Source organism: Mesorhizobium sp. 131-3-5, from assembly GCF_016756575.1.
GTDB lineage: Bacteria > Pseudomonadota > Alphaproteobacteria > Rhizobiales > Rhizobiaceae > Mesorhizobium > Mesorhizobium jarvisii.
The window spans coordinates 4,442,984-4,463,319 of sequence record NZ_AP023254.1 but is presented as its reverse complement, the minus strand read 5'-3'; the positions used below and the strand labels follow the sequence as shown (position 1 = coordinate 4,463,319).

Sequence of the window (20,336 nt, the reverse complement as noted above, 5' to 3'; positions counted from 1 at the left end):
CATGAATGTCTGAATGGAAGCCGTGGCGGTGGATATCGCATCGGAATGGCGATTGCCATCCCGGTGGAGACCGTCACATTCGCATCGCAGAATTCAGGCGGTCGATCATGGTCAAGGCGTGCTGCTTCTTGTCGAGATTGTAGGTGTCGGTCTCAGATATAGCGTCCAGCGCCTCGTGCCAAGTGTCCGACAATGTTTTCGCCCTTGCGAGGTCGCCGGCGAGCGCAGCCTGGCTTGCAGCATCCGATAAAAGGTCGAGCGCCCGGCGGTTGAAGATATCGAACTGGATCGCCTGGTCGCGGCCGGCGACGGCTTCAGCGAGCCGATAGGCGCCGCCGATGTCGCTCTTTCCCTTCGCCACCAGCGCATCGAGCGTCTCGGCGATCTCCAGCCCGCCATATTGCGTCAAAAGGATCGCGTTGCGGGCGCTGCCCCCTGCCCGCTCGACGAGCGCCGCCCGCGCGGCCGGATCGTCCGGTGGCGGCGGCTCGGCGGTTTCCAGCACCGCCATCAACTCCTCGGCGTCGAGCGGTGTCAGGCGTATCACCTGGCAGCGTGAGCGGATCGTCGGCAGCAGGCTGCCCGGCGCATGGACGATGAGAATGAACAGTGTTCGCGCCGGCGGCTCCTCAAGATTCTTCAGCAAGGCATTGGCGGCATTGGCATTCATGTCGTCGGCCGGATCGACGATGACGACCCGGTAGCTGCCGTCATGCGAGGTCATCGACAGGAAGCGACTGACCCTGCGGATCTCGTCGACGGTGACGACCGTCTTGAAGCTCTTGGTTTTGTCGTTCATCGGTCGGGTCAGGTGCAGCACGCCCGGATGCGCCCCGGTCGCGATCTGGCGAAACAGCGGCGAGGCCGGATCAGGACTGGCCAGGCGTTCCGGCGCCTGCTCGAAGGCCGGGTGCTTCAAGAGATGGTGCGCCAGGTGGAAGGCCAGCGTCGCCTTGCCGATGCCGACCGGCCCGGCGAAGATCAGCGCATGCGGCAGCTTTCCCGATCGATAGGCGGCGGCGAGCATCTCGACCGCCCCCCTGTGCCCGACCAGACGGGGCGTTTCGGACGGTTCGGGCACGCCGTCCAGCGTGTCATGCTGTTCCGGCGCGATGCGTTCGAAGATCATACCGGTGCGGCCTGCCTGTTGCGCGCGGGCGCCCTCGCCTCCAGCGCCGCGAAGACGGCCGCGGTGACGACATCCTCCACCGTATTGGGATCGGCGGAGGCGTCAACGACGATGCAGCGTTCCGGCTCTGCCGCGGCGATCGCCAGAAAGGCCGCGCGGCGGGCCTGATGAATGGCCAGCGTCTCCTTTTCGAAGCGGTCGGGGTCGGCGTCGCTGCCGCGTCGCAGCGTCGCGCGCCTGAGGCCCTCGGCCGGATCGATATCGAAGATCAGCGTCATATCGGGCATCATGCCATTGATGGCGACCTGTTCCAGCGCGGCCATGAACGCCGGGTCGATCCCGCCGGTGACGCCCTGGTAGACGCGCGAGGAATCCAGGAAACGGTCGCAGAGCACGATAGAGCCGCGCTCGACCGCCGGCCGGATGACCTGTTCGACATGGTCGGAACGCGCGGCGGCGAAGAGCAGCGCTTCCATCTTCGGTCCGAATGGCTCGGCGGCACCCGAAAGCAGCACATGCCGCACCGCTTCGGCGCCCGGCGAGCCGCCCGGTTCGCGCGTCAGCAAGACATCATACTTCTTGGCGCGCATCTTTCTCGCCAGCCGCTCGATCTGCGTCGACTTGCCTGCGCCCTCGCCGCCTTCGAAGGTGATGAAAAATCCGCGCGCCAATCGAAAGGGCCTTTGTCCAGGTGGATTGTTGCGCACTAGATAGTCCGGGTTCGGGAAAACGTCCATGCCGTCGGTGCTATCGCAGCCAGCCGATCGCCAGTTCCTTGACGGCATCGAGCGCGCGCTGCGGCAATGTGCCGACGCCGATCGATTCGGCAGCGAAAAGCGGTGTCTCCTGGCTCAGCGTGTCGCCGATCCAGACGCGCAGCGCACCCACCGGCTGCCCCTCCTCCACGGGTGCCGCAACCGGCCCGGTGTAGACGATCCTGGCCGTCAGCTTGTCGCGGTTGGTGATCGGCAGGAAGATGTCGATCGGCCCTTTTGCCTTCAGCGTCACGCCGGATTTCGCACCGCCAAAAACCTGGGCCTCCCCGACCACCTCGTCCTTGGCGAAGATCTCGGTCTTCTCGAAGGAGCGCGCGCCCCAGTCGAGCAGCTTGCGCGCCTCCTCGGCACGCTCCTTGTCGTTGGCCAATCCGCTCATCGCCATGATCACCCGCGTGCCGTTGTGGCCGACCGAAGCGACAATACCGAAGCCCGAGACCTCGCTCGCGCCGACAGCCAGACCGTCGGCCCCGATGTCCATGGCCAGCAACGGATTGCGGTTCCTCTGCGAGATCTTGTTCCAGGTGAAATCCTTCAGCCCGTAGTAGCGATAGAAATCCGGATAATTGCGCCACAAATGCAGCGCCAGCAGCGCCAGCTCGCGCACCGTCGTCTGCTGGCCGTCTGCCGGCAGGCCGGTCGAATTGACGAAGGTCGATGTCTTCAGCCCGATCTGGCGGGCACGCTCGGTCATTTGCGCGGCAAAACTGTCCTCGGATCCGGCCATGCCTTCGGCAATGACGATGCAGCCGTCATTGGCCGCCTGCACGGTCACGCCCTGGATCAGATCCTCGAGCCGGATCGCCGATTTGAGCTTGGCAAACATCGTCGATGTGCCCGATGGCGCGCCGCCCTTGCGCCAGGCGTTTTCGCTGACGACGAACGTGTCGTCGAGCTTGAGGCGCCCGGACTTGATGGCGTTGAAAACCACCTCCATGGTCATCAGCTTGGCCATCGAGGCCGGCGGGATCGGCTTGTCGGCGTCTTTCGAGAACAGCACCGTACCGGTGTCGGCATCGATCATGAAGGCCTGCGTGGCCTTGGTCTCGAAAAGCTGCGCTTGAGCTGGTACGAGGCAAAGCAGCAGCAAAGCCAGTCCCAGAAAGCCGGCAAATGGCGGAAAGGCGCGCAACTGCATGAAATCTCGACCCGTTTGCCGGTTTTGGCACAGCCAAGCTATCAGGGTTTTTTCCGCCGGATCAACCGCCCGGGCAAAATAGGTCAGTTGCGCACAGCCAGTGCATCGGGTGCGCCGTGCGACCATGCCGCCTGCAGCAATTCGTCCAGGCCGCCATGGCCGTTCGGATAGAGATTGACCGCGTACCAGTCATTGCCGTCGAGGTCGGAACGCTGGATTTCCGTTCGGCCGAAGGGCTGAAGTGCCGTTGCCACGCGCTTGGCTTCGGTGGCGTCGTCGAACGTGCCGGCGGCGACATAGTCGGCACTGGACGGTGACGCCTGCGGATTGGATTTTTTCCACGACCGCAGGATATCGGCGGGCGACATGCCGCTGTCATCCAGCGCGGCAAAGACGTCGGCGCGGTGCACGCGTTCATCCGCGTAGGACAGCGAGGCCACAGCGAACGGCGACTGCGGCGGCAGGCCGATCTCCGGACGCTCCGGCACGATCGGTCCGAAATCGGGCAGTGCCAGATCGCCGAAAGCCGGTGCCTGCGCCGACAGGGACGGCTGCACGGCCTGACCGGAATCCGTCAGCTGACCGGGGAACGGCACGGCGGCCGCGCCCACCGGCAGGCTTGGCGACGGTCCGTTCATGGCCACCATGACGCCGGTTGGCAGGCCGTCCGACGGATCCGGAATCCTGTTGCCCGGATGGTAGGAGGCCATCAGATACTGGTCGTCATTGCCGTCGAGCGGCGCACGACCGACATATTCGACCTTGACCTTCGCGGTGCCGACCTTGTCGTAGTCGAGCATCTGCGCCGCGCGCTCGGAGACGTCGATGATGCGGCCCTCATGATACGGTCCGCGGTCGTTGACGCGCACGATGACCGAACTGCCGGTTTCGAGGTTGGTGACGCGGGCGTAACTCGGCAGCGGCATGGTCGGATGCGCGGCGGTCAGTTGCGCCGTGTCATAGACTTCGCCATTGGCGGTCAGCCGGCCATGGAAGGCGTCGCCATACCAGGAGGCCAGGCCGACCTTGGCGTAGTGCCGGTCTTCCTTGGGATAGTACCACTTGCCGCGCACCTGGTAAGGCTTGCCGAGCTGGTCACGACCGCCGCCGCGCCGCATGAAATTGACGCGCGGGCTCGCCTTCACGCCATATTCGGTTTCGGCGAAATATTCCTTGGAGCGATGCTTGGGATTGACCATCGCCTTCGGCTCAGGCTGCGACGCGCAAGCCGCCAGCAAGGCAGCCGACGCAGCAAGCAGCGTGAGCGTGGAAGAGCGACGAAGACGCTGATGCGTCGTAGCCTGCATTATCCTGAAATCCCCTACAGTCTCAATCAAGATGCCGTCGTTGAACAGCAGAGCAGCCAAAGCAATCGCTCGACAATACCAACGGCACCCTGAACCCCGATCCTTTGTGCGCAGGAATTGTTTATCACGATATTAATCGATTGTGGCCGGAACCGGGCAAGATTGTGGCATTGCCCCTGTCGCGCGGGTCGGTGAAGGAACACGCGCGGACACGCAAGCCGGTTGACAGGCCTTTGCCGGGCACACTAGAGCAGTCGAATGTGATGGACAGTCACTGGAGGGATGGCCGAGCGGTTTAAGGCACCGGTCTTGAAAACCGGCGTGGGCGCAAGTTCACCGTGGGTTCGAATCCCACTCCCTCCGCCAGATTTCTCGCATAACTATTAGAATGCGCTAATGCGATTCTCCATTCTCCTTTTTTGCCTGGGAGCCTTCTTCTGGGATTTCGCCGCCAACAATGGCGAATTCACCACTAGGCTTTGTATGCGAGTTGCCAACCTGATCCAGACGTCAGGGCTTTGACAGGTTCGGAGATCCTCCCCAGCCGTACGGGAATGGACAGGCACGCGATCGCTAGGCCCATCCGCCTCCAAACCAGCGGATGAACTCGACTTCCTTGCCGGTGACTGCAAAATCGCGTCGAGGATCGTCCGATAGAGGCTTTCGCCCTCTTCATCGATCTCGCTCCGCTTAATGCCAAGGGCCTTTGCGTCGGCGATCAGCTGTCAGTTCGTCGACCAAGATGAGGTCGGCCTTCGTCGTCTCAGGGACCTTTGCGGCCGCTAGCCGACGCTTGACCCCGGGGAGGCTTCTCAACCGCTTGCTCAACGGACAGCCGCTCTTCCCGTAGCCGCGCCGTCTTGACAATCCGGCTTTGACGCTCCGCCTCAATCGCAATTTTAGCCTCACGATCGGCGCGCTCGAATCGTTCCTTGTCCACTCGTCTTCGGGTCATGGAAAGCCTCCGTTGGCTGACCGACCTTTGAATGTTGCCTCGCAGATAATGTTCCGTCGCAGGATCAGGTTAGGTCCCTGTGCGTGGCGGCACCTGATCGAGGAGTGTAATCTCATCAGTGGGTGATGGCAGTTCGCCATTTGGAGTCAGCTTGTCGACCGCCTCCGGCAAGTCTTTCGTGATCCTGGCAATCAGTTCATCGCGCGACAGGCCAGTTTGCATGGAAAGCGACGTGAGAGTCTCCTCGTCTATCGCTGTTTCGACATCCTTCGGGTCGATCGGCTGGTTCGGGCCGGGACTGACCCACGAATCCACCTTCGACCCTGCTCCCGCATTCCTGAAGCGGTCGAGGATGTCCCCCAACGCCGTCCCCGAGACACTCTTGGATACCTGATCCAAGAGCCCGCCTTGAGGATTGTTCGGATCGGTATTTCTCGCACCGCGGATCAAGTCTCCGATCTTGTCGCGATTTTGATAGGCCAGAATGCCGAGCATGGCGACAGCCATTCTTCCAAGATTTGCCATTGGTTTTCCTCCCTAGGGTCACAAGGAGAAGGTTTCGTGCTGGCAAAGGTTCCACCTGTTCGGGTCGAGTAGAGCTTCCAATGCGTTCAGTCCCTCTCCAGCCGGAAATCCTGCAGCGAACCGTGCCGCAGATCCTCTTCGCCGCGCAAGTGCTTCACACGGCCAATGATGCCAGGCTTGACCCATTGCGTCGCCGGTCGCTTCATCCCCTGGGGCGCAGGCCCAGCATGCTCCTGGACACGCTTCCACAGCCGCTCGCGGATAGCCTGGCTGGAGTTGATGAAGGCCGAACCGACATAGCGGCCGGTTTTGCGATCGGCCATCAGGGCAAAGGCCGGCTTGCCGGCTTCACGCTCGACGCCAATCAGCTCGTATTCGTCGACAGAGTAGCATTTCGCCTTCAACCAGCTCGTCGACGGACCGCTGCGGTATTTGCTATCCTTGCGCTTCGAAACCATGCCCTCAAGCCCAGCCTGGTCGAGCAGATGGAAGATGGCCTTCGCTTCGCCCGGCAATGGCTCGCTGAACTGAATACGCCCGCCGGGCTCGATCATGCTGGCCAGGATCTCGCGGCGCTCCTCCAGCGCCATTTCGCGAAGGTCGTGGCCGTTGAGGTGCAGAAGGTCGAAGGCCACGAAATACAGGTCGTGTTGCCGCCTGGTGATCGCCTTTCGCAGCTCGCCGAAGTCGGACAGGCCGGCCTCGTTCAAAACGATGATCTCACCGTCAACGATCGCATTGTCGGCGCCGATGTTCGCCGCCTCTTTCACCAGGTCGCGATATTTGGCCGTCCAGTCGTGACCGTTACGCGTGTAGATCCTGGTGCTGTCCTCATCGATGATCAGTTGCGAGCGGTAGCCGTCGAACTTCACCTCGTGAATCCAGCCGTCGCCTTCTGGAGGCTGCTCGACAAGGGCCGGCATCAAGGGAGCGATGAACCTCAAACGCATGCACAGGACTCACAAACCGCTATTCAATTAGCCTGCGCTAAAATAGTTCCGGAACATTTTAGACGAATTGCATGTTTGAACGTGATGAAGATCGAAGCCGACGAATGCCGGGCAGCCCTGACGCTTATCCGGCGCACGATCGAGGAACACTGCCCGCCGGCGTGCTGCCGAGCGAGGAAGCGGTGAACGGCCTCTATGGGCCGGAGTTAATTCATGAGGCGGAAGCGCTGGCGGCTGCCATCGTCGCTACTATCGAAAAGATGCAGTTGCGCGTGATGATGAAACCGCCTTCCCCCAGCATCAAATAGCAGGCCAGGAAGCCCACCAGCGCGCGTTTCGGCTGGCCGCCGCTCTAAGCGTAAGCGCGGCTTGCTGCGGGCCGCATCAATCGGGCAAGTAGCCGCCGATGCATATCTTAAGGGGTGGGGATCCTTCCCGAGCTCTTATTGCGCAAGCCGTAGCGATCTTGGCCTTGACGTCGTTGATTTGCATCTGCAGTACGTTGAGCTTCTCAACAAGCTCGGGCATTCGAGCGACCGTTTCCTCAACGAACTTCATCGCGGGGGCGCAAGCCAGATACTCGCCTCGCAGATGATCTGCCGCATCACGTTCAGCGCTTGCTAGCATTCCCGGGCTAAAACTATCCTGATGGCGAGCGGTCTCCTTCAACGTGACGCCGACAACATTGGCGTACGACTTTGTAGGGAAGCAATATCGGTCAATCGCTTCCGCGTAAGCCCATGCTCTGATGAACGGCATTTCCTCGATCTGGCCCGTGATGCCCCTGACAAGCCCTTCAAGTTCAGGTGTCCAGTTCTCGAGAATGACGGTAGCCTTGGCTGTTCCCGCGAAGCAGGTGACGATCAACAGGCAGAAAGCAATGGCCCGTTTCATTGCCCGGCTCCCCCAAAAGACCGAACTTAGACCGGCTAGCCGCGCCGCGCCAGCGCGCGTTTCCCTCTGCCCGCTCTCCTTACGCCGCCGAAACGTCCGGCTCGCTCATGCGCTTGCCTGTGCGCCCAATAGCAGTCGCGCCGACCCCCACCCTGCGATACAATGTGGGCGATGGAGGAGGTGCGTATGAGAAAGGCATTATTGACGACTCTGACCGTCTTGATCGTAAGCGCCATGGCCTTCGCGCAGCCGGCGATGGCCAAGGGGAAGGGCTTCAAGAAGCAACTCCGACAAGCCGCCGACGAAGCAGCAATAGCAGCCGGAACCGCCACTCCCGAACAAAAGGCAAGGGACGCTAAACGCAAGAAGAGACAGGCCGAGCTTGAGGCTATCCGTGCCAAATTGCACTCTGCCAGCGACCCGAACAAAAACTGACTGGCCTTGACGGCCTGCTGCGTCTGATAGGCCCGTGCCAGCACCATGCACCGTACGTAGGGCCATGCCGCGGCTCAAGCCCGGCTGCTTCTCTACCCACGGCCCGAAATGGCCATGCGGCAACTGTGCCTTGACCTTGAGCAGCCAGCGGCCGACGGCGAGCTTCTGGTCGACGGATAGGTGGCAGCGTGGAATTGCCCGAGTGTCGGCCGGCGCCGGGTCGCCCAGCGGCACGACATTGCTCGGCGACATAAGGGCGAGTCAGGGGAACATTTTAGCCGTGTTGAATGTTCCGTGCCTATGGACAGCCGACACCTCCTCACAGCAGATCAAGCAAGGGCAGCGCGAGCCCTACTGAACTGGTCGCGAGTGCGCCTCGCCGCAAAAGCCAATCTTAGCGAGATGACGATCGCCGTTCTTGAGAACGGCACTAGGAAACCCCGTCCCCACAACATCACGGCCATTCGCAAAGCATTTGAGGACGCCGGAATTGTCTTCACCTCGGAAGGCTCTTCATCGCTAGCCCGCCCTGAAGGTGACAGCGGTCTCGTCACCGACAATAGAATGTGGCGCGGCCGGCAGAGAAAGGCGTAGTGGCAACTAGAGCAGCCTGGCCGCCCACCAATGGCTAGCTTTAGACTGTCTCGTTTCGGGACGAAAAATGTTGGCACCCGTTTTGCATTGCAGAGATTGCCGGTGCTCCTCCCACCGGTCCTGATCGGGGATCAGGAAGTAAACTTCGCCGGGCTTGAGGTATTGGGGTTCCTCGCCCGGCGAGTTTTCTGTCAATGCAGCACAATTGGCACCGACAACAGTTTAGCGGCGTCTGATGTATGGACTCACACGTCGATTGGAAGCATTCTCCAGTTGGGGGGAAATTGGACGTGGCAAAGTCCAGCATCAAATAGTTCGTGAGCAGGCTGACCAATGGCGCCAGAACGCAAGGAAGCGTCGGCGCGGCTGGTGGCGACCACAATACCTGTTTGCGTTGGTGATGCGCCGCTGGCCGCCTTTCTCACAGTGAGCCCCAGCAGTCTTGATACAGTCGCTAAGTTTCATACCAGCCGAATGGCTTGGCAGCATAGACGTTCCCGATCCGTCATCTCTGCTCGCCGGCGGCTGCAGCATCAAAGGCAACATTTCTATCAACACCGGGGAGCGGATTTACCACATGCCCGGCCAGGAACATTACTGGGAGACGAAGATAAGCCCCCAGTATGGCGAGCGGTGGTTTTGCACCGAGGACGAGGCGCGCGCGGCCGGCTGGCGCAAGGCTCGGCGATGACGGACACCAGTCAATGGCCGGCCGCCCCGGTCTACACTCCTCATGATTACGCACTCATCCTCAAGCTTTCGGAAGTCGGTGATCTGCCGCCGACCTGGGAGGAGTGGTGGGAAAGTTTCAAAGCGTCTGAAGTTGAGCAACGCCGCCAAGGCTTTCCCGCCATCAGAGTGCAGGTCCACGCCGGCAAATTCAAAGCCTGGCTGCGGGCCAATTTCCTTTCGTCATCGGAACAGACCCGGCAGCAATTCGCTCAGCAGCGACTTGATATGAAACGAGCCAGGAAGGCAGAGCGTCGAATTCCGAAGCTTTCAGCGCCGCCCTCCTGGACGGTTCCGCCGCCCCTTCCAATGCACTGGACGCACAGGCCGTTAGAGGTGCTAGCCTATTTCCTTCTGGCGATCGCGATAGGCTCTTTGCTGCTCGCGCTGTTTGACCCTATTCGCGTCGCTCGCGGTCTCGAATGATGGCTGCCGTCGTACCTACGCCCGCGCCGGTAAATGGGCGTTAACGGCTTGTTGGCTAGTGGCTGTCTAGCTTCTGCTGATGGAAGCCACGTTCGAAGACCTGATTCAGGCTGTGAAAGCGCCGCCAAGGAGCCCTCGGGTTGCCATTGCGCTGGCCGCCTCTGCCGTCCTCGCTATCTTGGCCGGCGCGGGACTTCTGTTGAAAGGCGGCGTTCACGACGAGCCGCAGCGGCCAACTATCGATATCGGCCAAATACTTCACCCTGGAGTGGTTTAAAGCTAAGCCCGCCAGCATGAGCCCGGGCCGGTCACGGCCTTGCGGGCGCACGGATCCAGCCGATCGCCGATCCTGCGGCGAAAGCGTAGACAACTGCAGCCATCACCGCGACAATCCATAGAGCCGCGGGCAGGTTTGGCGTTAGCGTCGAGGCGGCGCTCGCGGCGGCGACGCCGAGCAGGCTCCCGGTCTGGCGCAGCGCGTTCAAGAGACCGGATGCCACGCCCGACGCGGCCTCGGGAACCTGCTCGAGCACGGTGGCGATCACCGGGGGCACGGAAGCGGACGTGCCCGCACCGAAGATGGCAAGCGTCCCCACGATAGCCGGCCAGGACGCATGGCCGACCAGCAGCCCGGCCGCCAAGGGCGCGGAAAGGGCCGCACAGATCAAGCTGCCCGCGATGAGGCGCTGTGGCGACACTTTCGCCTGGAGCTTGCCCGCGATCACATTGCCGACCGACAGGCTCGCCGCGACGGGCAGCAGTGCAAGCCCGGTTCGCCTGGCGTCGAGCCCATAGTCGCCGTGCAGATATAGGCTCAGGATGAACAGCATGCCGAAATAGCCGACATAGACGAGGCAGCCGACAAGGTTGGCCGCGAGAAAGGTCGGGTTTCGGAACCACACGAGCGGGACCATCGGATCGCGAGTGCGGCGCTCGACTAGGAACCAGCCTAGGGCGGCGCCGACAGCGATGGCCGCCGCAAGCCGGATCGCAAACGGCCCTCCTCCCCGTTCCGGCAATTCGATCGCGGCGAAGCAGAGGGCGCCGAGCATGACGATGCTGGTGAGTTGCCCGCCCCAGTCGAACCGCTTCGTCGGCTGCGTCGATCGCAGCCGCACGACCCAAATCGTCAGGCCAAATGCCAGCAAGCCCGCCGGCACGTTGACGAGGAAGACGCTGCGCCAACCAAAACTGCCAACCAGCAACCCGCCGAGCACGGGCCCGATCGCCGCCGCGACCGAGGCGATGCCGGCCCATGTCGCGATCGCGCGCGCTCGTTCATCGGGATCGTCGAAGGTTTCCCGCACGACGGCCAGCGAAGCGGGCAGGAACAAGGCGGCCCCGACGCCCTGCGCCAACCGGGTCGCGACAAGCCACGCGACCGCTCCGGCGGTGCCACACAAGGCGGAAGCGAGGACGAACAGGGCCAACCCGGCGAGATAGACGCGCTTCGCGCCCCAGCGATCCGCGAGAACGCCTCCGGCGAGGATGAGCGCCGCCATGCTCAGCGTGTAGGCATCGACGATCCAGGCGAGGTCGCCGACCGTCGCATCGAGATCGGCGCGCATTGCCGGCAGTGCGACGTTGACGATCGTGGCGTCGAGCACCGCCATGAACATGCCGCCGGCCACGAGCCACAAGGTGAACCTGCGCCGCCTCGCCGAGATTGCGTCGTCGGTACCGGCTGAACCAGCGCGGCTGTCTTCCAGTGTTTCGCAACCTGTCATCGGACACCTCCTGCAGGTTCCAATCTAGGGAGGCATTTGATGCGATAAAGCAGTATATCTGCCTTTCTCTGATGCAAACTTGCATCATCCACTTCGCGTCGCCGGGAGGGTCACGATGAACTGGGACAATGCACGCTTCTTCCTGGAGATTGCGCGGGCGGGAACGCTGCGCGCCGCCGCGCGGCGGATGCGCGTCGATCAGGCGACGGTCGGCCGCCGGCTGGCGGCGCTGGAGGACGAACTCGGCGCGCGGCTGTTCCTGCGCACGCCGTCCCTTTATGTGCTGACGCCGGCCGGCGAAGCGCTGGTCGAACCGGCCGAAGTGATCGAGCGGTCCGTCGCGCAGATGGAGCGACGGGTAATGGGCATCGACGAGCGGCTGATCGGCACGGTGCGGGTAGCCACGACCGACTCGCTCGGCAAGCGGTTCGTCATTCCGGCCATCGCCCGCATGCGTGCCGAACATCCCGGCATCGAGGTCATCTGCCTGGCCTCGCAGGACGTCGCCAGCCTGACCCGGCGTGAGGCCGACATCGCCATCCGCACCATCCGGCCCGACGCGCCCGATCTGATCGTGCGCCGCCTCGCCACGCTCAAAACCGGAATCTATGCCTCCCGTGCCTATCTCGCGGCCCGTGGCACGCCAGCCCCCGGCGACGGGTTTGCTGGCCACGATCTCGTCGTCTACCAGCAGCCGGTGGTGCCGACGAAGCCTTCGGTCCTCTGCGGAGAGCCGGCCGGCGCCGGCAAGGTGGTGTTCCGCACATCATCATCCGTCACCCTTGTCGAGGCAACGGCAGCCGGCATCGGTGTTGCCGAACTGCCCTGCTACCGCGCCGACGCCGAGCCGGAGCTGGTGCGGATCATGGCCGAGCGCTCGGCCGATTTCGACGTCTGGCTCGTTGCCCATGCCGATCTCTACAAGACCGCGCGGATCCAGGCGCTGATCCGCGAACTGGTCGGGGCGTTCGATCCGGCCGCGTGATGATTGGAAGTGAATGAGCTGAAGGTCCGTGGCACGCAATGTCCGCCGAACCTTGCCGATTGCCGCATCGGGCGCGGCCAATACCTTGGACAAGACGTCGAGGATGACGGCTGGTTCAAGCGGATCGCAACGGTCAGCGATGGCGGAATAGCTCAAGGATATCTCCTCCATCAGCTTACCCGCAAATGCATTTGCGTTGCCATATTAGGTTTCGCGCATGAATAGGAGTAGAGTCTTCATTGGCGCGCACTAGGCATGGGGCAGCAGCCAACTCCAAAGAGCGGGAGCTGACCGTTGTGACGCGCAGATCACCCTGACGCTCGCGAGGGGAGTAAGCAATGCGCATCCATTCAAGCCGTGTGTTTTTGGCATCTATTGCCGTCGCTTGGGTATCTGCCGCCGTGGCAGCCGACAAAACCGATGAGCAGCTGATTGAGAATGCGATTTCGGCAGCACCTGAGGCAGTCGGCAAGAATGCCGCTGTCGTGAACTGGGAGATGAAGACGCTCAGAAAGGGCACGAACGGCTTCACTTGCATCCCTGACGACCCCGGCACTCCCACAGACGATCCCATGTGCACAGATGAGAACGGGATGGCGTGGATGCACGCGATCATGTCCAAGAGCGCGCCGCCCGAAGGCAAGGTCGCTTTCGCCTACATGCTGAAGGGGGGCGATGCGGCGAGCAATGCCGATCCCTATGCCCCTAGGCCGCCTGCAGACGGCAAATGGGTACACGATGGCCCCCACGTAATGGTCATGAACGCCCCGACCATAATGGCGTTGTATCCCCACGATCCGGATCAGACACAGCCATATGTCATGTTTCCCGACACGCCCTATGCGCACCTGATGATTCCAGTGAAATAGTCCAGATCGGAAGCCGCCGCCTTTTCGGCGGCAGGTCACCTCAAGGACGGAAGTCTGGTTGGTCAAGCTCTCGGCCATAACGTGCATGGCGGGGTGTCCTGTGCTGACCGTAGGCCACACGATAACAAGGACAATTCGCGACTGCCAAGATGGAAATAGAAAACCCCGCCGGCAGGGAACCGGAGGGGTTAGTCCTGGGAGGACGCGCGGCACGCGCTGCCGTTCGTCGACCGCGCCTTGTCCACATATCGCCCGGTTACGACACCGATGTGACACTCTCGCCCCGATCCCATGGCTCGGCCATGCCTATGGCTCGGACACCGGCATCAAGCCTTTGGAAAGGAGAAATGTGGTTCTCTCCCGGAAGCCGAGGCGCGAGCGTTCTGGCTAAAGACGGCAATAGAGGCGGGCGAATGGACATATTTGGCATCAAGGGGCTGTTGATCTGCGCACTGATCTTCATTCCGTTCGAACATCTGTTTGCCGAGCGGCCCCAGAAGGTCCTGCGCAAGGGCCTGGGTGTCGATCTGATCTATGTGCTGTTCAATGGGCTTATCGTAAAAACGGTCATCGTTCTGATCGCGGCCAACACACTCGAAGCCGCTGCGATCCTCGTTCCGCAATCGATCACGCAGGCCGTCGGCGGCCAGCCCGTCTGGCTGCAGGTTCCCGAAATCATCCTGATCACGGATATCGGCGTCTACTGGGCACACCGGGCATTCCACACGATCCCGGCACTTTGGAAATTCCATGCGGTGCACCACGGCATCGAGGAACTGGACTGGCTCGGCGCATTCCACTCCCACCCGGTCGACGCCATCCTCACAAAGGCATTGTCGCTGACGCCGATCTTTTTCCTCGGCTTCTCCGAAGCCTCGATCGCCATCTTTTCGGTCATCTACTTCTGGCACACGCTGCTCGTTCATTCGAATGTGCGGATACCGTTCGGCCCCTTGAAGTGGTTGATCGCTAGCCCGCAGTTCCATCGCTGGCACCATGCCAACCAGCGCGAGGCCTATGACAAGAACTTCGCCGGGCAATTGCCTGTCCTCGACATGGTGTTCGGCACCTACAATCCCACCGGCGACAAGGTGCCGGAAAAATATGGCGTCGATGATCCGATCCCCTCCAGCTATTTCGGGCAGGTCAGCTATCCGCTCCTGCTGGGCGAGAAGCGATCGAACCGACCAGTGCCGAGCACCGAAGCCTGACGGCTGACACCGACACGCAGGACTTGTGCCGCTCGAAACTGGCGGTGTCGCCAGGTGGCAGCAGACGTTCCGTCGCGGGTTGGTTTCGGCTGATACCGGCAATAATTGTGGGTCCTGCGCATTCGCCTCGAGGCATTCCCGGCATGGACCATCACGACGACGATCTCAGGAAATTCGAAGCGCACGGCGCGACGCCCCTGCCGGCCGCAAGGGATGAAGGCCGGGTGGAACATGAGGGCGCAGAAATCTGGTACGCCACGTTTGGCACCGGCCTTCCGGTGATCCTGCTGCATGGCGGCCTCGGCCACAGCGGCAATTGGGGATTTCAGGTCCCCGCGCTGGTCAAGGCCGGCTACCAGGTCGTGGTGATCGACAGTCGCGGCCACGGGCGCAGCAGCCGCGACGAACGGCCGTACAAATATGAACTGATGGCTTCCGATGTCCTGGCGGTGATGGACGCGCTGCGCTTGAAGAAGGCTGCTGTGGTGGGTTGGAGCGATGGCGCCTGCGTCGCCCTGATCCTTGGCATGAAGGCCGCCGACCGCGTCACCGGCGTGTTCTTCTTCGGCTGCAACATGGATCCGAGCGGCACCAGAGAATTCGAGCCCAGTCCGGTCATCGATCGCTGTTTTGCCCGGCACGCCAAGGACTATGCCGAATTGTCGGCGACGCCGGACCAGTTCGACGCATTCGTCAAAGCCGTCGGCCTGATGATGAAGACCGAACCCAACTATACCGCCGCCGACCTGGCGCGGACGCGCGTGCCCGTGGCGACCGTTCACAGCGAGCATGACGAGTTCATCAGACACGAGCACGCGAGCTATCTCGCCCGCAGCATCCCGGCATCGGAATTGATCATCCTGCCCGGTGTCAGCCATTTCGCGCCGCTGCAACGGCCCGGGCAGTTCAACAGCGTGCTGCTGGCCTTCCTCGAAAACATTCATTCTTGAACGTCGGGCGCGCCCCTAGGAGCCGGAAGGCTTTTTCACGTCGAATCGGCTAAGCCTTGAAGCATGAACGAGACCTCACTTTATGCGCCGGTGAAGCGGTTCCTCGAAAGTCTCGACTTTGTCGTGAAGGGCGAGATCGGCGGTTGCGACATCGTCGCGCTGCGCGAGGGCGAACCGCCGGTGGTAGTCATCTGCGAATTGAAACTGCAATTCAATCTGGAATTGGTGCTGCAGGGCGTCGACCGCGCGGCCGCTTGCGACGAAGTCTGGCTGGCGGCGCGCATGTCGGCGCGCGGCAAGGGACGCGAAAGCGACGCCCGGTTCCGCAATCTCTGCCGCCGGCTTGGCTTCGGTGTGCTTGGCGTGACAGCCAACGACAAGGTCGAGGTGCTTGTCAGTCCCGCCGCGCCGGAGCCGCGCAGGAATGCGCGGCGGCGATCCCGCCTTGTCGACGAGCACCAGCGTCGCCGCGGTGATCCTGTCGCCGGTGGAGGATCGCGCAATCCGATCATGACCGCCTACCGCCAAAGTGCCCTCACCTGTGCGGCCGCGATGGCGGACGGACCCAAACGACCGCGCGATCTGAAGGCCTTGACGCCGATCGCGCCGAAAATCCTGCAGCACAATGTCTATGGCTGGTTCGCCCGCGTCGACCGCGGCCTCTACGATCTCACCGATGCTGGCCGCGCCTCGCTTGTCCGTTGGCCGCAGACACCGCATGATGATGTCCGACACGAGATTTTGATTGCGTCGACCGCCTGAATGCCGGGGCTTGCCAGCTATGGCGCGCCCCGCTTGGTTGATTTTTCAGACAAAACATGCTGCTAGTCCCGCCCATGAAGACACTCTGCATGATGGCCATTGCGTCCCTGACGCTGGCTTTCCCGGCCAGCGCTATGGACAATGCATTGCGTGCCGGGCTGATGAAACTTGATCCGCAAACACGCCTCGAACAGCGCTGCGATGCTGAAGTCCTGGACCGGATCACCCACGATGACCGCAAGTTCAAGGCCGACCGGGTCGTCGCCTACGCCTTCGCGACGCCCGAGATGAGCGCCGATGCGATCAGGAGTCCGGGTGCGGCGTTCCGCAGCAAGGGACAGTGGTACCGGCTGAAGTTCAAATGCCAGACCGGCCCCGACCATATGGAAGTCCTGCAGCTGCGCTACCGGATCGGCGACGAAATTCCGGAAGCCGACTGGGTGAAATACAATCTCTACGATTAGTTTTTCGCGGGCTTGCGTAGGCTTCGGCTCACGTGCCGGCAGCGCTGAAAATCCCCAGTAATACCCCTGCCACGAAAGTGGTTTTCCAGTGTTGTCTGTCCCTGCGTCTTGACGCCAGCGGACCATGCCTTTAGGCCCGTCTGGACAATCGACAACGAACACTCGGCGAAGGGCTTCCTGGTCGATGGAAATATTTACCGCCGCAGGCGTTTCGGCTCTTCTTCAGGTCATTGCCATCGACCTTGCGCTCGCGGGCGACAACGCCATCGTCATCGGCCTCGCCGCGGCCGGCTTGCCGGCCGCCCAACGCAAGCGCGCCATTTTGGTCGGCATCGCGGCGGCCACCGTGCTTCGCATTTTCTTCGCCCTGATCACGCAATGGCTGCTGACCATCGGCCCGATGCTGTTGATCGCCGGCGGCCTGCTTCTGCTGTGGGTCTGCTGGAAGATGTGGCGCGAATTGCGCGTCAGCCACGATGAGGAGCGCGACGCGACCGAAGCGCTGTCGAATGGCGATTTCGACAAGAACGGCGTCATCGGCGGCAAGGTATCCGGCAAGACCTTCTCGCAGGCCGCCTGGCAGATCGTCATTGCCGACGTGTCGATGTCGCTCGACAATGTCCTGGCCGTGGCAGGTGCTGCCATGAACCATCCGACGGTGCTGATCATCGGACTGGCCCTGTCCATCGCCTTGATGGGCTTTGCCGCGTCGTTCGTCGCGCGCCTGCTGCACAAATACCGTTGGATTGCCTATATCGGTCTGGCAATCATCCTCTATGTCGCGGTCAAGATGCTGCTTGACGGGGCCGTGCAGCAATTCCCCGAGCACTTCGCTTTCCTGGCGCCTTGGTTCGGATCCGGAGGCCACTGAGCCACCCGATGGCGCGGACCAGCCCGTCGGCCGGTTTGCTTGATTGCGCAACCCATGCTATTGCGCCGCGCGTATTGGCTCCTGCCATGCGCCACAGACCGACATTTACAGCGATTTGAGGCCGGACCAGCGTTTCGGCCCGTGCCCCCATTGGAAACTTGCCTATGTCCGCCCCTCGCGTCAGTTTCGTCAGCCTTGGATGCCCGAAGGCGCTCGTGGATTCCGAGCGCATCATCACGCGCCTGCGCGCCGAAGGCTATGAGATCGCCCGCAAACATGACGGCGCCGATCTCGTCGTGGTCAACACCTGCGGTTTCCTCGATTCCGCCCGCGATGAGTCGCTCAACGCCATCGGCTCCGCGCTTTCGGAAAACGGCAGGGTCATCGTCACCGGCTGCCTCGGCGCCGAGCCGGAGGTGATCCGCGAAAAGCATCCCAATGTGCTGGCGATCACCGGGCCGCAGGCCTATGAGAGCGTCATGGCAGCCGTGCATGAGGCAGCCCCACCCTCGCACGATCCCTATATCGACCTGCTGCCGCCACAGGGCGTCAAGCTGACGCCGCGCCACTATGCCTACCTGAAGATTTCGGAAGGCTGCAACAACCGCTGCACCTTCTGCATCATCCCCGCACTGCGTGGCGATCTCGTTTCGCGCCCGGCGGCCGATGTGCTGCGCGAAGCCGAAAAGCTGGCCAAGGCCGGCGTCAAGGAACTCCTCGTCATCTCGCAGGACACCAGCGCCTACGGCATCGACATCAAGTATCAGACGTCGATGTTCGGCGACCGTGAAGTGCGCGCGAAATTCCTCGACCTCTCGGAGGAATTGGGCAAGCTCGGCATCTGGGTGCGCATGCACTATGTCTACCCCTACCCGCATGTCGCCGACGTCATCCCGCTGATGGCCGAAGGAAAAATCCTTCCCTATCTGGATATCCCGTTCCAGCATGCCTCGCCGCAAGTGCTGAAAAACATGCGCCGGCCGGCACATGGCGAAAAGACGCTGGAGCGCATCCGCGGCTGGCGTGACGTGTGCCCGGATCTTGCCATCCGCTCGACCTTCATCGTCGGCTTCCCCGGCGAGACGGACGAGGATTTCGAGATGCTGCTCGACTGGCTGGACGAGGCCAAGATCGACCGTGCCGGCTGCTTCAAATACGAACCGGTCAAGGGCGCCCGCTCCAACGACCTCGGCCTCGAGCAGGTGCCGCAGGACGTCAAGGAGGCGCGCTGGCACCGCTTCATGCAGCGCCAGCAGAAGATTTCGGCGACGCAGCTGGCAAAAAAGGTCGGCAAGCGCCTGCCGGTGCTGATCGACGAAGCGAATGGCACATCGGCGAAAGGCCGCACCAAATACGACGCGCCCGAGATCGACGGCTCGGTCCACATCCAGTCGCGCCGCCCGATGCGTGCCGGTGACATCGTCACCGTCAAGATCGAGCGCGCCGACGCCTACGACCTCTACGGTTCGGCCGTCTGAGCTTTCCGTCGCTTTCTCCCGACAAATGAAAAGGGCGCCTCGCGGCGCCCTCTCCATATCCGATCGATCGTCCGCCGCTTACTGCGGCAGCTTGTCGTCAACGCCCTTCACGTAAAAATTCATGCCGAGCAGCGTGCCGTCGTCGGCGACCTCGCCGTCCTTCAGCCACGGCGTGCCGTCCTGCTTGGCGATCGGTCCGGTGAAGGGGTTCCAGCCGCCGGCGATCTTCTTCTCGGTCGCTTCGGCCAGAGCCTTCACGTCGTCGGGCATGTTGGTGTAGGGCGCGAGCTTGACCGCGCCGTCCTTGATGCCGAGCCACACATTGTCCGGCTTCCAGGTGCCGTCGATGGCTGCCTGCACGCGGCTGATGTAGTACGGACCCCATTCGTCGGTCAGCGAGGTCAGCTGCGCGTTCGGCGCGAACTTGATCATGTCGGACGACTGGCCGAAGCCATGCAGCTTGCGCTCCTCGGCGACCTGCAGGGCGGCGGTCGAATCGGTATGCTGGACGATGATGTCGGCACCTTGGTCGAACAGCGCCTTGGCGGCGTCGGCTTCCTTGCCCGGATCGAACCACGAATTGACCCAGACGATCTTGGCCTTGAAGTTCGGGTTGATCGACTGCGCGCCGAGCATGAAGGAGTTGATGCCCATCACCACTTCGGGAATCGGGAAGGAGACGATGTAGCCGGCAACGCCGGACTTCGATTCCTTGGCGGCGATCTGGCCGAGCACATAACGGCCTTCGTAGAAGCGTGCATTGTAGATGCCGAGATTGTCACCGGTCTTGTAGCCGGTGGCGTGCTCGAACATCACTTTCGGAAACTTCTTGGCGACCTTCACTTCGGCATCCATGAAGCCGAACGACGTGCCGAAGATCAGCTTGCAGCCTTCGCGCGCCAGGCGTTCGAAAGCACGGTCGGCATCGGGACCTTCGGAGACGTTCTCCAGATAGGCGGTCTCGACCTTGTCGCCGAGCGCCTTCTCGACTTCGAGCCGGCCCTGGTCGTGCTGGTAGGAGTAGCCGAAATCGCCGATCGGGCCGGTATAGACCCAGCAGGCCTTCAACTTGTCGGCAGCCTCTGCGGACGCGGCCAGCGACAAAGCCGCTGTCGTCGTCATCAGGGCAATAAGCAGTTTTTTCATCGTGTTACCTCTCTG

The 20,336-nt window shown here is 62.2% G+C and carries 24 protein-coding genes and 1 tRNA gene; 14 read left to right on the top strand and 11 right to left on the bottom strand.

Annotation, left to right across the window (positions count from 1 at the left end; translation table 11 throughout):
* Positions 1–73: 73 nt before the first annotated feature.
* The 4 genes from JG747_RS21685 to JG747_RS21670 form a co-directional block, all read right to left on the bottom strand.
* Positions 74–1,129: a DNA polymerase III subunit delta' gene (locus JG747_RS21685; RefSeq protein ID WP_202360023.1), complete on the bottom strand. Its 1,056-nt coding sequence runs from the start codon at positions 1,127–1,129 to the stop codon at positions 74–76.
* A complete protein-coding gene (gene tmk / locus JG747_RS21680) occupies positions 1,126–1,800 on the bottom strand; it encodes a dTMP kinase (protein WP_019858058.1) in 675 nt (224 codons plus the stop codon). Before tmk ends, JG747_RS21685 begins: the two co-directional genes overlap by 4 nt.
* 76 nt (positions 1,801–1,876) lie before the next feature.
* Positions 1,877–3,043, bottom strand: coding sequence for a D-alanyl-D-alanine carboxypeptidase family protein (locus JG747_RS21675; RefSeq protein WP_019858059.1), 1,167 nt, complete (start codon positions 3,041–3,043; stop codon positions 1,877–1,879).
* An 83-nt stretch (positions 3,044–3,126) separates the two neighbouring features.
* Positions 3,127–4,350 carry a septal ring lytic transglycosylase RlpA family protein gene (locus JG747_RS21670; RefSeq protein WP_202360022.1) on the bottom strand — a complete coding sequence of 408 codons (1,224 nt, stop codon included), beginning with the start codon at positions 4,348–4,350 and terminating at the stop codon, positions 3,127–3,129.
* Positions 4,351–4,626: 276 nt separating this feature from the next.
* Between JG747_RS21670 and JG747_RS21665 the strand changes: the two genes are divergently transcribed.
* A tRNA-Ser gene (locus tag JG747_RS21665) sits at positions 4,627–4,716 on the top strand.
* Positions 4,717–4,733: 17 nt separating this feature from the next.
* On the opposite strand, the gene JG747_RS37865 is transcribed toward JG747_RS21665, so the two are convergent.
* The 3 genes from JG747_RS37865 to JG747_RS21650 form a co-directional block, all read right to left on the bottom strand.
* Positions 4,734–5,045 carry a hypothetical protein gene (locus tag JG747_RS37865; protein WP_446720619.1) on the bottom strand — a complete coding sequence of 104 codons (312 nt, stop codon included), beginning with the start codon at positions 5,043–5,045 and terminating at the stop codon, positions 4,734–4,736.
* Between the two features lie 329 nt (positions 5,046–5,374).
* A complete protein-coding gene (locus JG747_RS21655) occupies positions 5,375–5,830 on the bottom strand; it encodes a YidB family protein (RefSeq protein WP_064982390.1) in 456 nt (151 codons plus the stop codon).
* Between the two features lie 86 nt (positions 5,831–5,916).
* Positions 5,917–6,780, bottom strand: coding sequence for an ATP-dependent DNA ligase (locus tag JG747_RS21650; protein ID WP_202360021.1), 864 nt, complete (start codon positions 6,778–6,780; stop codon positions 5,917–5,919).
* 71 nt (positions 6,781–6,851) lie between these two features.
* Between JG747_RS21650 and JG747_RS21645 the strand changes: the two genes are divergently transcribed.
* A complete protein-coding gene (locus JG747_RS21645) occupies positions 6,852–7,088 on the top strand; it encodes a hypothetical protein (protein ID WP_236952062.1) in 237 nt (78 codons plus the stop codon).
* Positions 7,089–7,164: 76 nt separating this feature from the next.
* Here the strand turns inward: JG747_RS21645 and JG747_RS21640 are convergent, their stop codons facing one another.
* Positions 7,165–7,674 (bottom strand): hypothetical protein, encoded by a 510-nt coding sequence (locus tag JG747_RS21640; RefSeq protein WP_202360020.1) that lies wholly within the window; start codon positions 7,672–7,674, stop codon positions 7,165–7,167.
* Positions 7,675–7,860: 186 nt separating this feature from the next.
* Between JG747_RS21640 and JG747_RS21635 the strand changes: the two genes are divergently transcribed.
* The 4 genes from JG747_RS21635 (at position 7,861) to JG747_RS21625 (ending at position 9,858) form a co-directional block, all read left to right on the top strand.
* Positions 7,861–8,109 carry a hypothetical protein gene (locus JG747_RS21635; RefSeq protein WP_141700936.1) on the top strand — a complete coding sequence of 83 codons (249 nt, stop codon included), beginning with the start codon at positions 7,861–7,863 and terminating at the stop codon, positions 8,107–8,109.
* A 300-nt stretch (positions 8,110–8,409) separates the two neighbouring features.
* Entirely contained in the window at positions 8,410–8,703 is a 294-nt protein-coding gene (locus JG747_RS21630; RefSeq protein ID WP_064985437.1) for a helix-turn-helix domain-containing protein, read from the top strand.
* Between the two features lie 463 nt (positions 8,704–9,166).
* Positions 9,167–9,394 (top strand): sunset domain-containing protein, encoded by a 228-nt coding sequence (locus tag JG747_RS37115; RefSeq protein ID WP_244748442.1) that lies wholly within the window; start codon positions 9,167–9,169, stop codon positions 9,392–9,394.
* Positions 9,391–9,858, top strand: a complete 468-nt coding sequence (locus JG747_RS21625; protein WP_202360019.1) for a hypothetical protein — start codon at positions 9,391–9,393, stop codon at positions 9,856–9,858. The genes JG747_RS37115 and JG747_RS21625 overlap by 4 nt, the downstream gene beginning before the upstream one ends.
* 55 nt (positions 9,859–9,913) lie before the next feature.
* On the opposite strand, the gene JG747_RS21620 is transcribed toward JG747_RS21625, so the two are convergent.
* Positions 9,914–10,120, bottom strand: a complete 207-nt coding sequence (locus JG747_RS21620) for a hypothetical protein (protein ID WP_202362336.1) — start codon at positions 10,118–10,120, stop codon at positions 9,914–9,916.
* Positions 10,121–10,166: 46 nt separating this feature from the next.
* On the bottom strand, positions 10,167–11,471 hold the full coding sequence (locus JG747_RS21615; RefSeq protein ID WP_244748190.1) for an MFS transporter: 1,305 nt from the start codon (positions 11,469–11,471) through the stop codon (positions 10,167–10,169).
* 229 nt (positions 11,472–11,700) lie between these two features.
* Between JG747_RS21615 and JG747_RS21610 the strand changes: the two genes are divergently transcribed.
* The 8 genes from JG747_RS21610 to rimO all read left to right on the top strand — a co-directional run bounded on the left by JG747_RS21610 (position 11,701) and on the right by rimO (position 19,175).
* Positions 11,701–12,570 carry a LysR family transcriptional regulator gene (locus JG747_RS21610; RefSeq protein WP_202360017.1) on the top strand — a complete coding sequence of 290 codons (870 nt, stop codon included), beginning with the start codon at positions 11,701–11,703 and terminating at the stop codon, positions 12,568–12,570.
* Between the two features lie 338 nt (positions 12,571–12,908).
* Complete coding sequence (locus JG747_RS21605) at positions 12,909–13,439, top strand: hypothetical protein (RefSeq protein WP_244748189.1); 531 nt, start codon at positions 12,909–12,911, stop codon at positions 13,437–13,439.
* Positions 13,440–13,852: 413 nt separating this feature from the next.
* Entirely contained in the window at positions 13,853–14,650 is a 798-nt protein-coding gene (locus tag JG747_RS21600; RefSeq protein WP_244748188.1) for a sterol desaturase family protein, read from the top strand.
* A gap of 143 nt (positions 14,651–14,793) precedes the next feature.
* Positions 14,794–15,600: an alpha/beta fold hydrolase gene (locus JG747_RS21595; RefSeq protein ID WP_202360015.1), complete on the top strand. Its 807-nt coding sequence runs from the start codon at positions 14,794–14,796 to the stop codon at positions 15,598–15,600.
* A gap of 63 nt (positions 15,601–15,663) precedes the next feature.
* Positions 15,664–16,362: a DUF2161 domain-containing phosphodiesterase gene (locus JG747_RS21590; RefSeq protein WP_064985446.1), complete on the top strand. Its 699-nt coding sequence runs from the start codon at positions 15,664–15,666 to the stop codon at positions 16,360–16,362.
* Between the two features lie 56 nt (positions 16,363–16,418).
* The gene (locus tag JG747_RS21585; RefSeq protein WP_019858077.1) at positions 16,419–16,826 is read left to right on the top strand and encodes a DUF930 domain-containing protein; all 408 of its coding nucleotides are present in this window, start codon (positions 16,419–16,421) and stop codon (positions 16,824–16,826) included.
* A 184-nt stretch (positions 16,827–17,010) separates the two neighbouring features.
* The gene (locus JG747_RS21580) at positions 17,011–17,697 is read left to right on the top strand and encodes a TerC family protein (RefSeq protein WP_202360014.1); all 687 of its coding nucleotides are present in this window, start codon (positions 17,011–17,013) and stop codon (positions 17,695–17,697) included.
* 164 nt (positions 17,698–17,861) lie between these two features.
* On the top strand, positions 17,862–19,175 hold the full coding sequence (gene rimO / locus JG747_RS21575; protein ID WP_019858079.1) for a 30S ribosomal protein S12 methylthiotransferase RimO: 1,314 nt from the start codon (positions 17,862–17,864) through the stop codon (positions 19,173–19,175).
* Between the two features lie 78 nt (positions 19,176–19,253).
* Here rimO and JG747_RS21570 read toward each other — a convergent pair whose 3' ends face one another.
* The gene (locus JG747_RS21570; RefSeq protein ID WP_202360013.1) at positions 19,254–20,321 is read right to left on the bottom strand and encodes a BMP family ABC transporter substrate-binding protein; all 1,068 of its coding nucleotides are present in this window, start codon (positions 20,319–20,321) and stop codon (positions 19,254–19,256) included.
* Between the last annotated feature and the right edge of the window lie 15 nt (positions 20,322–20,336).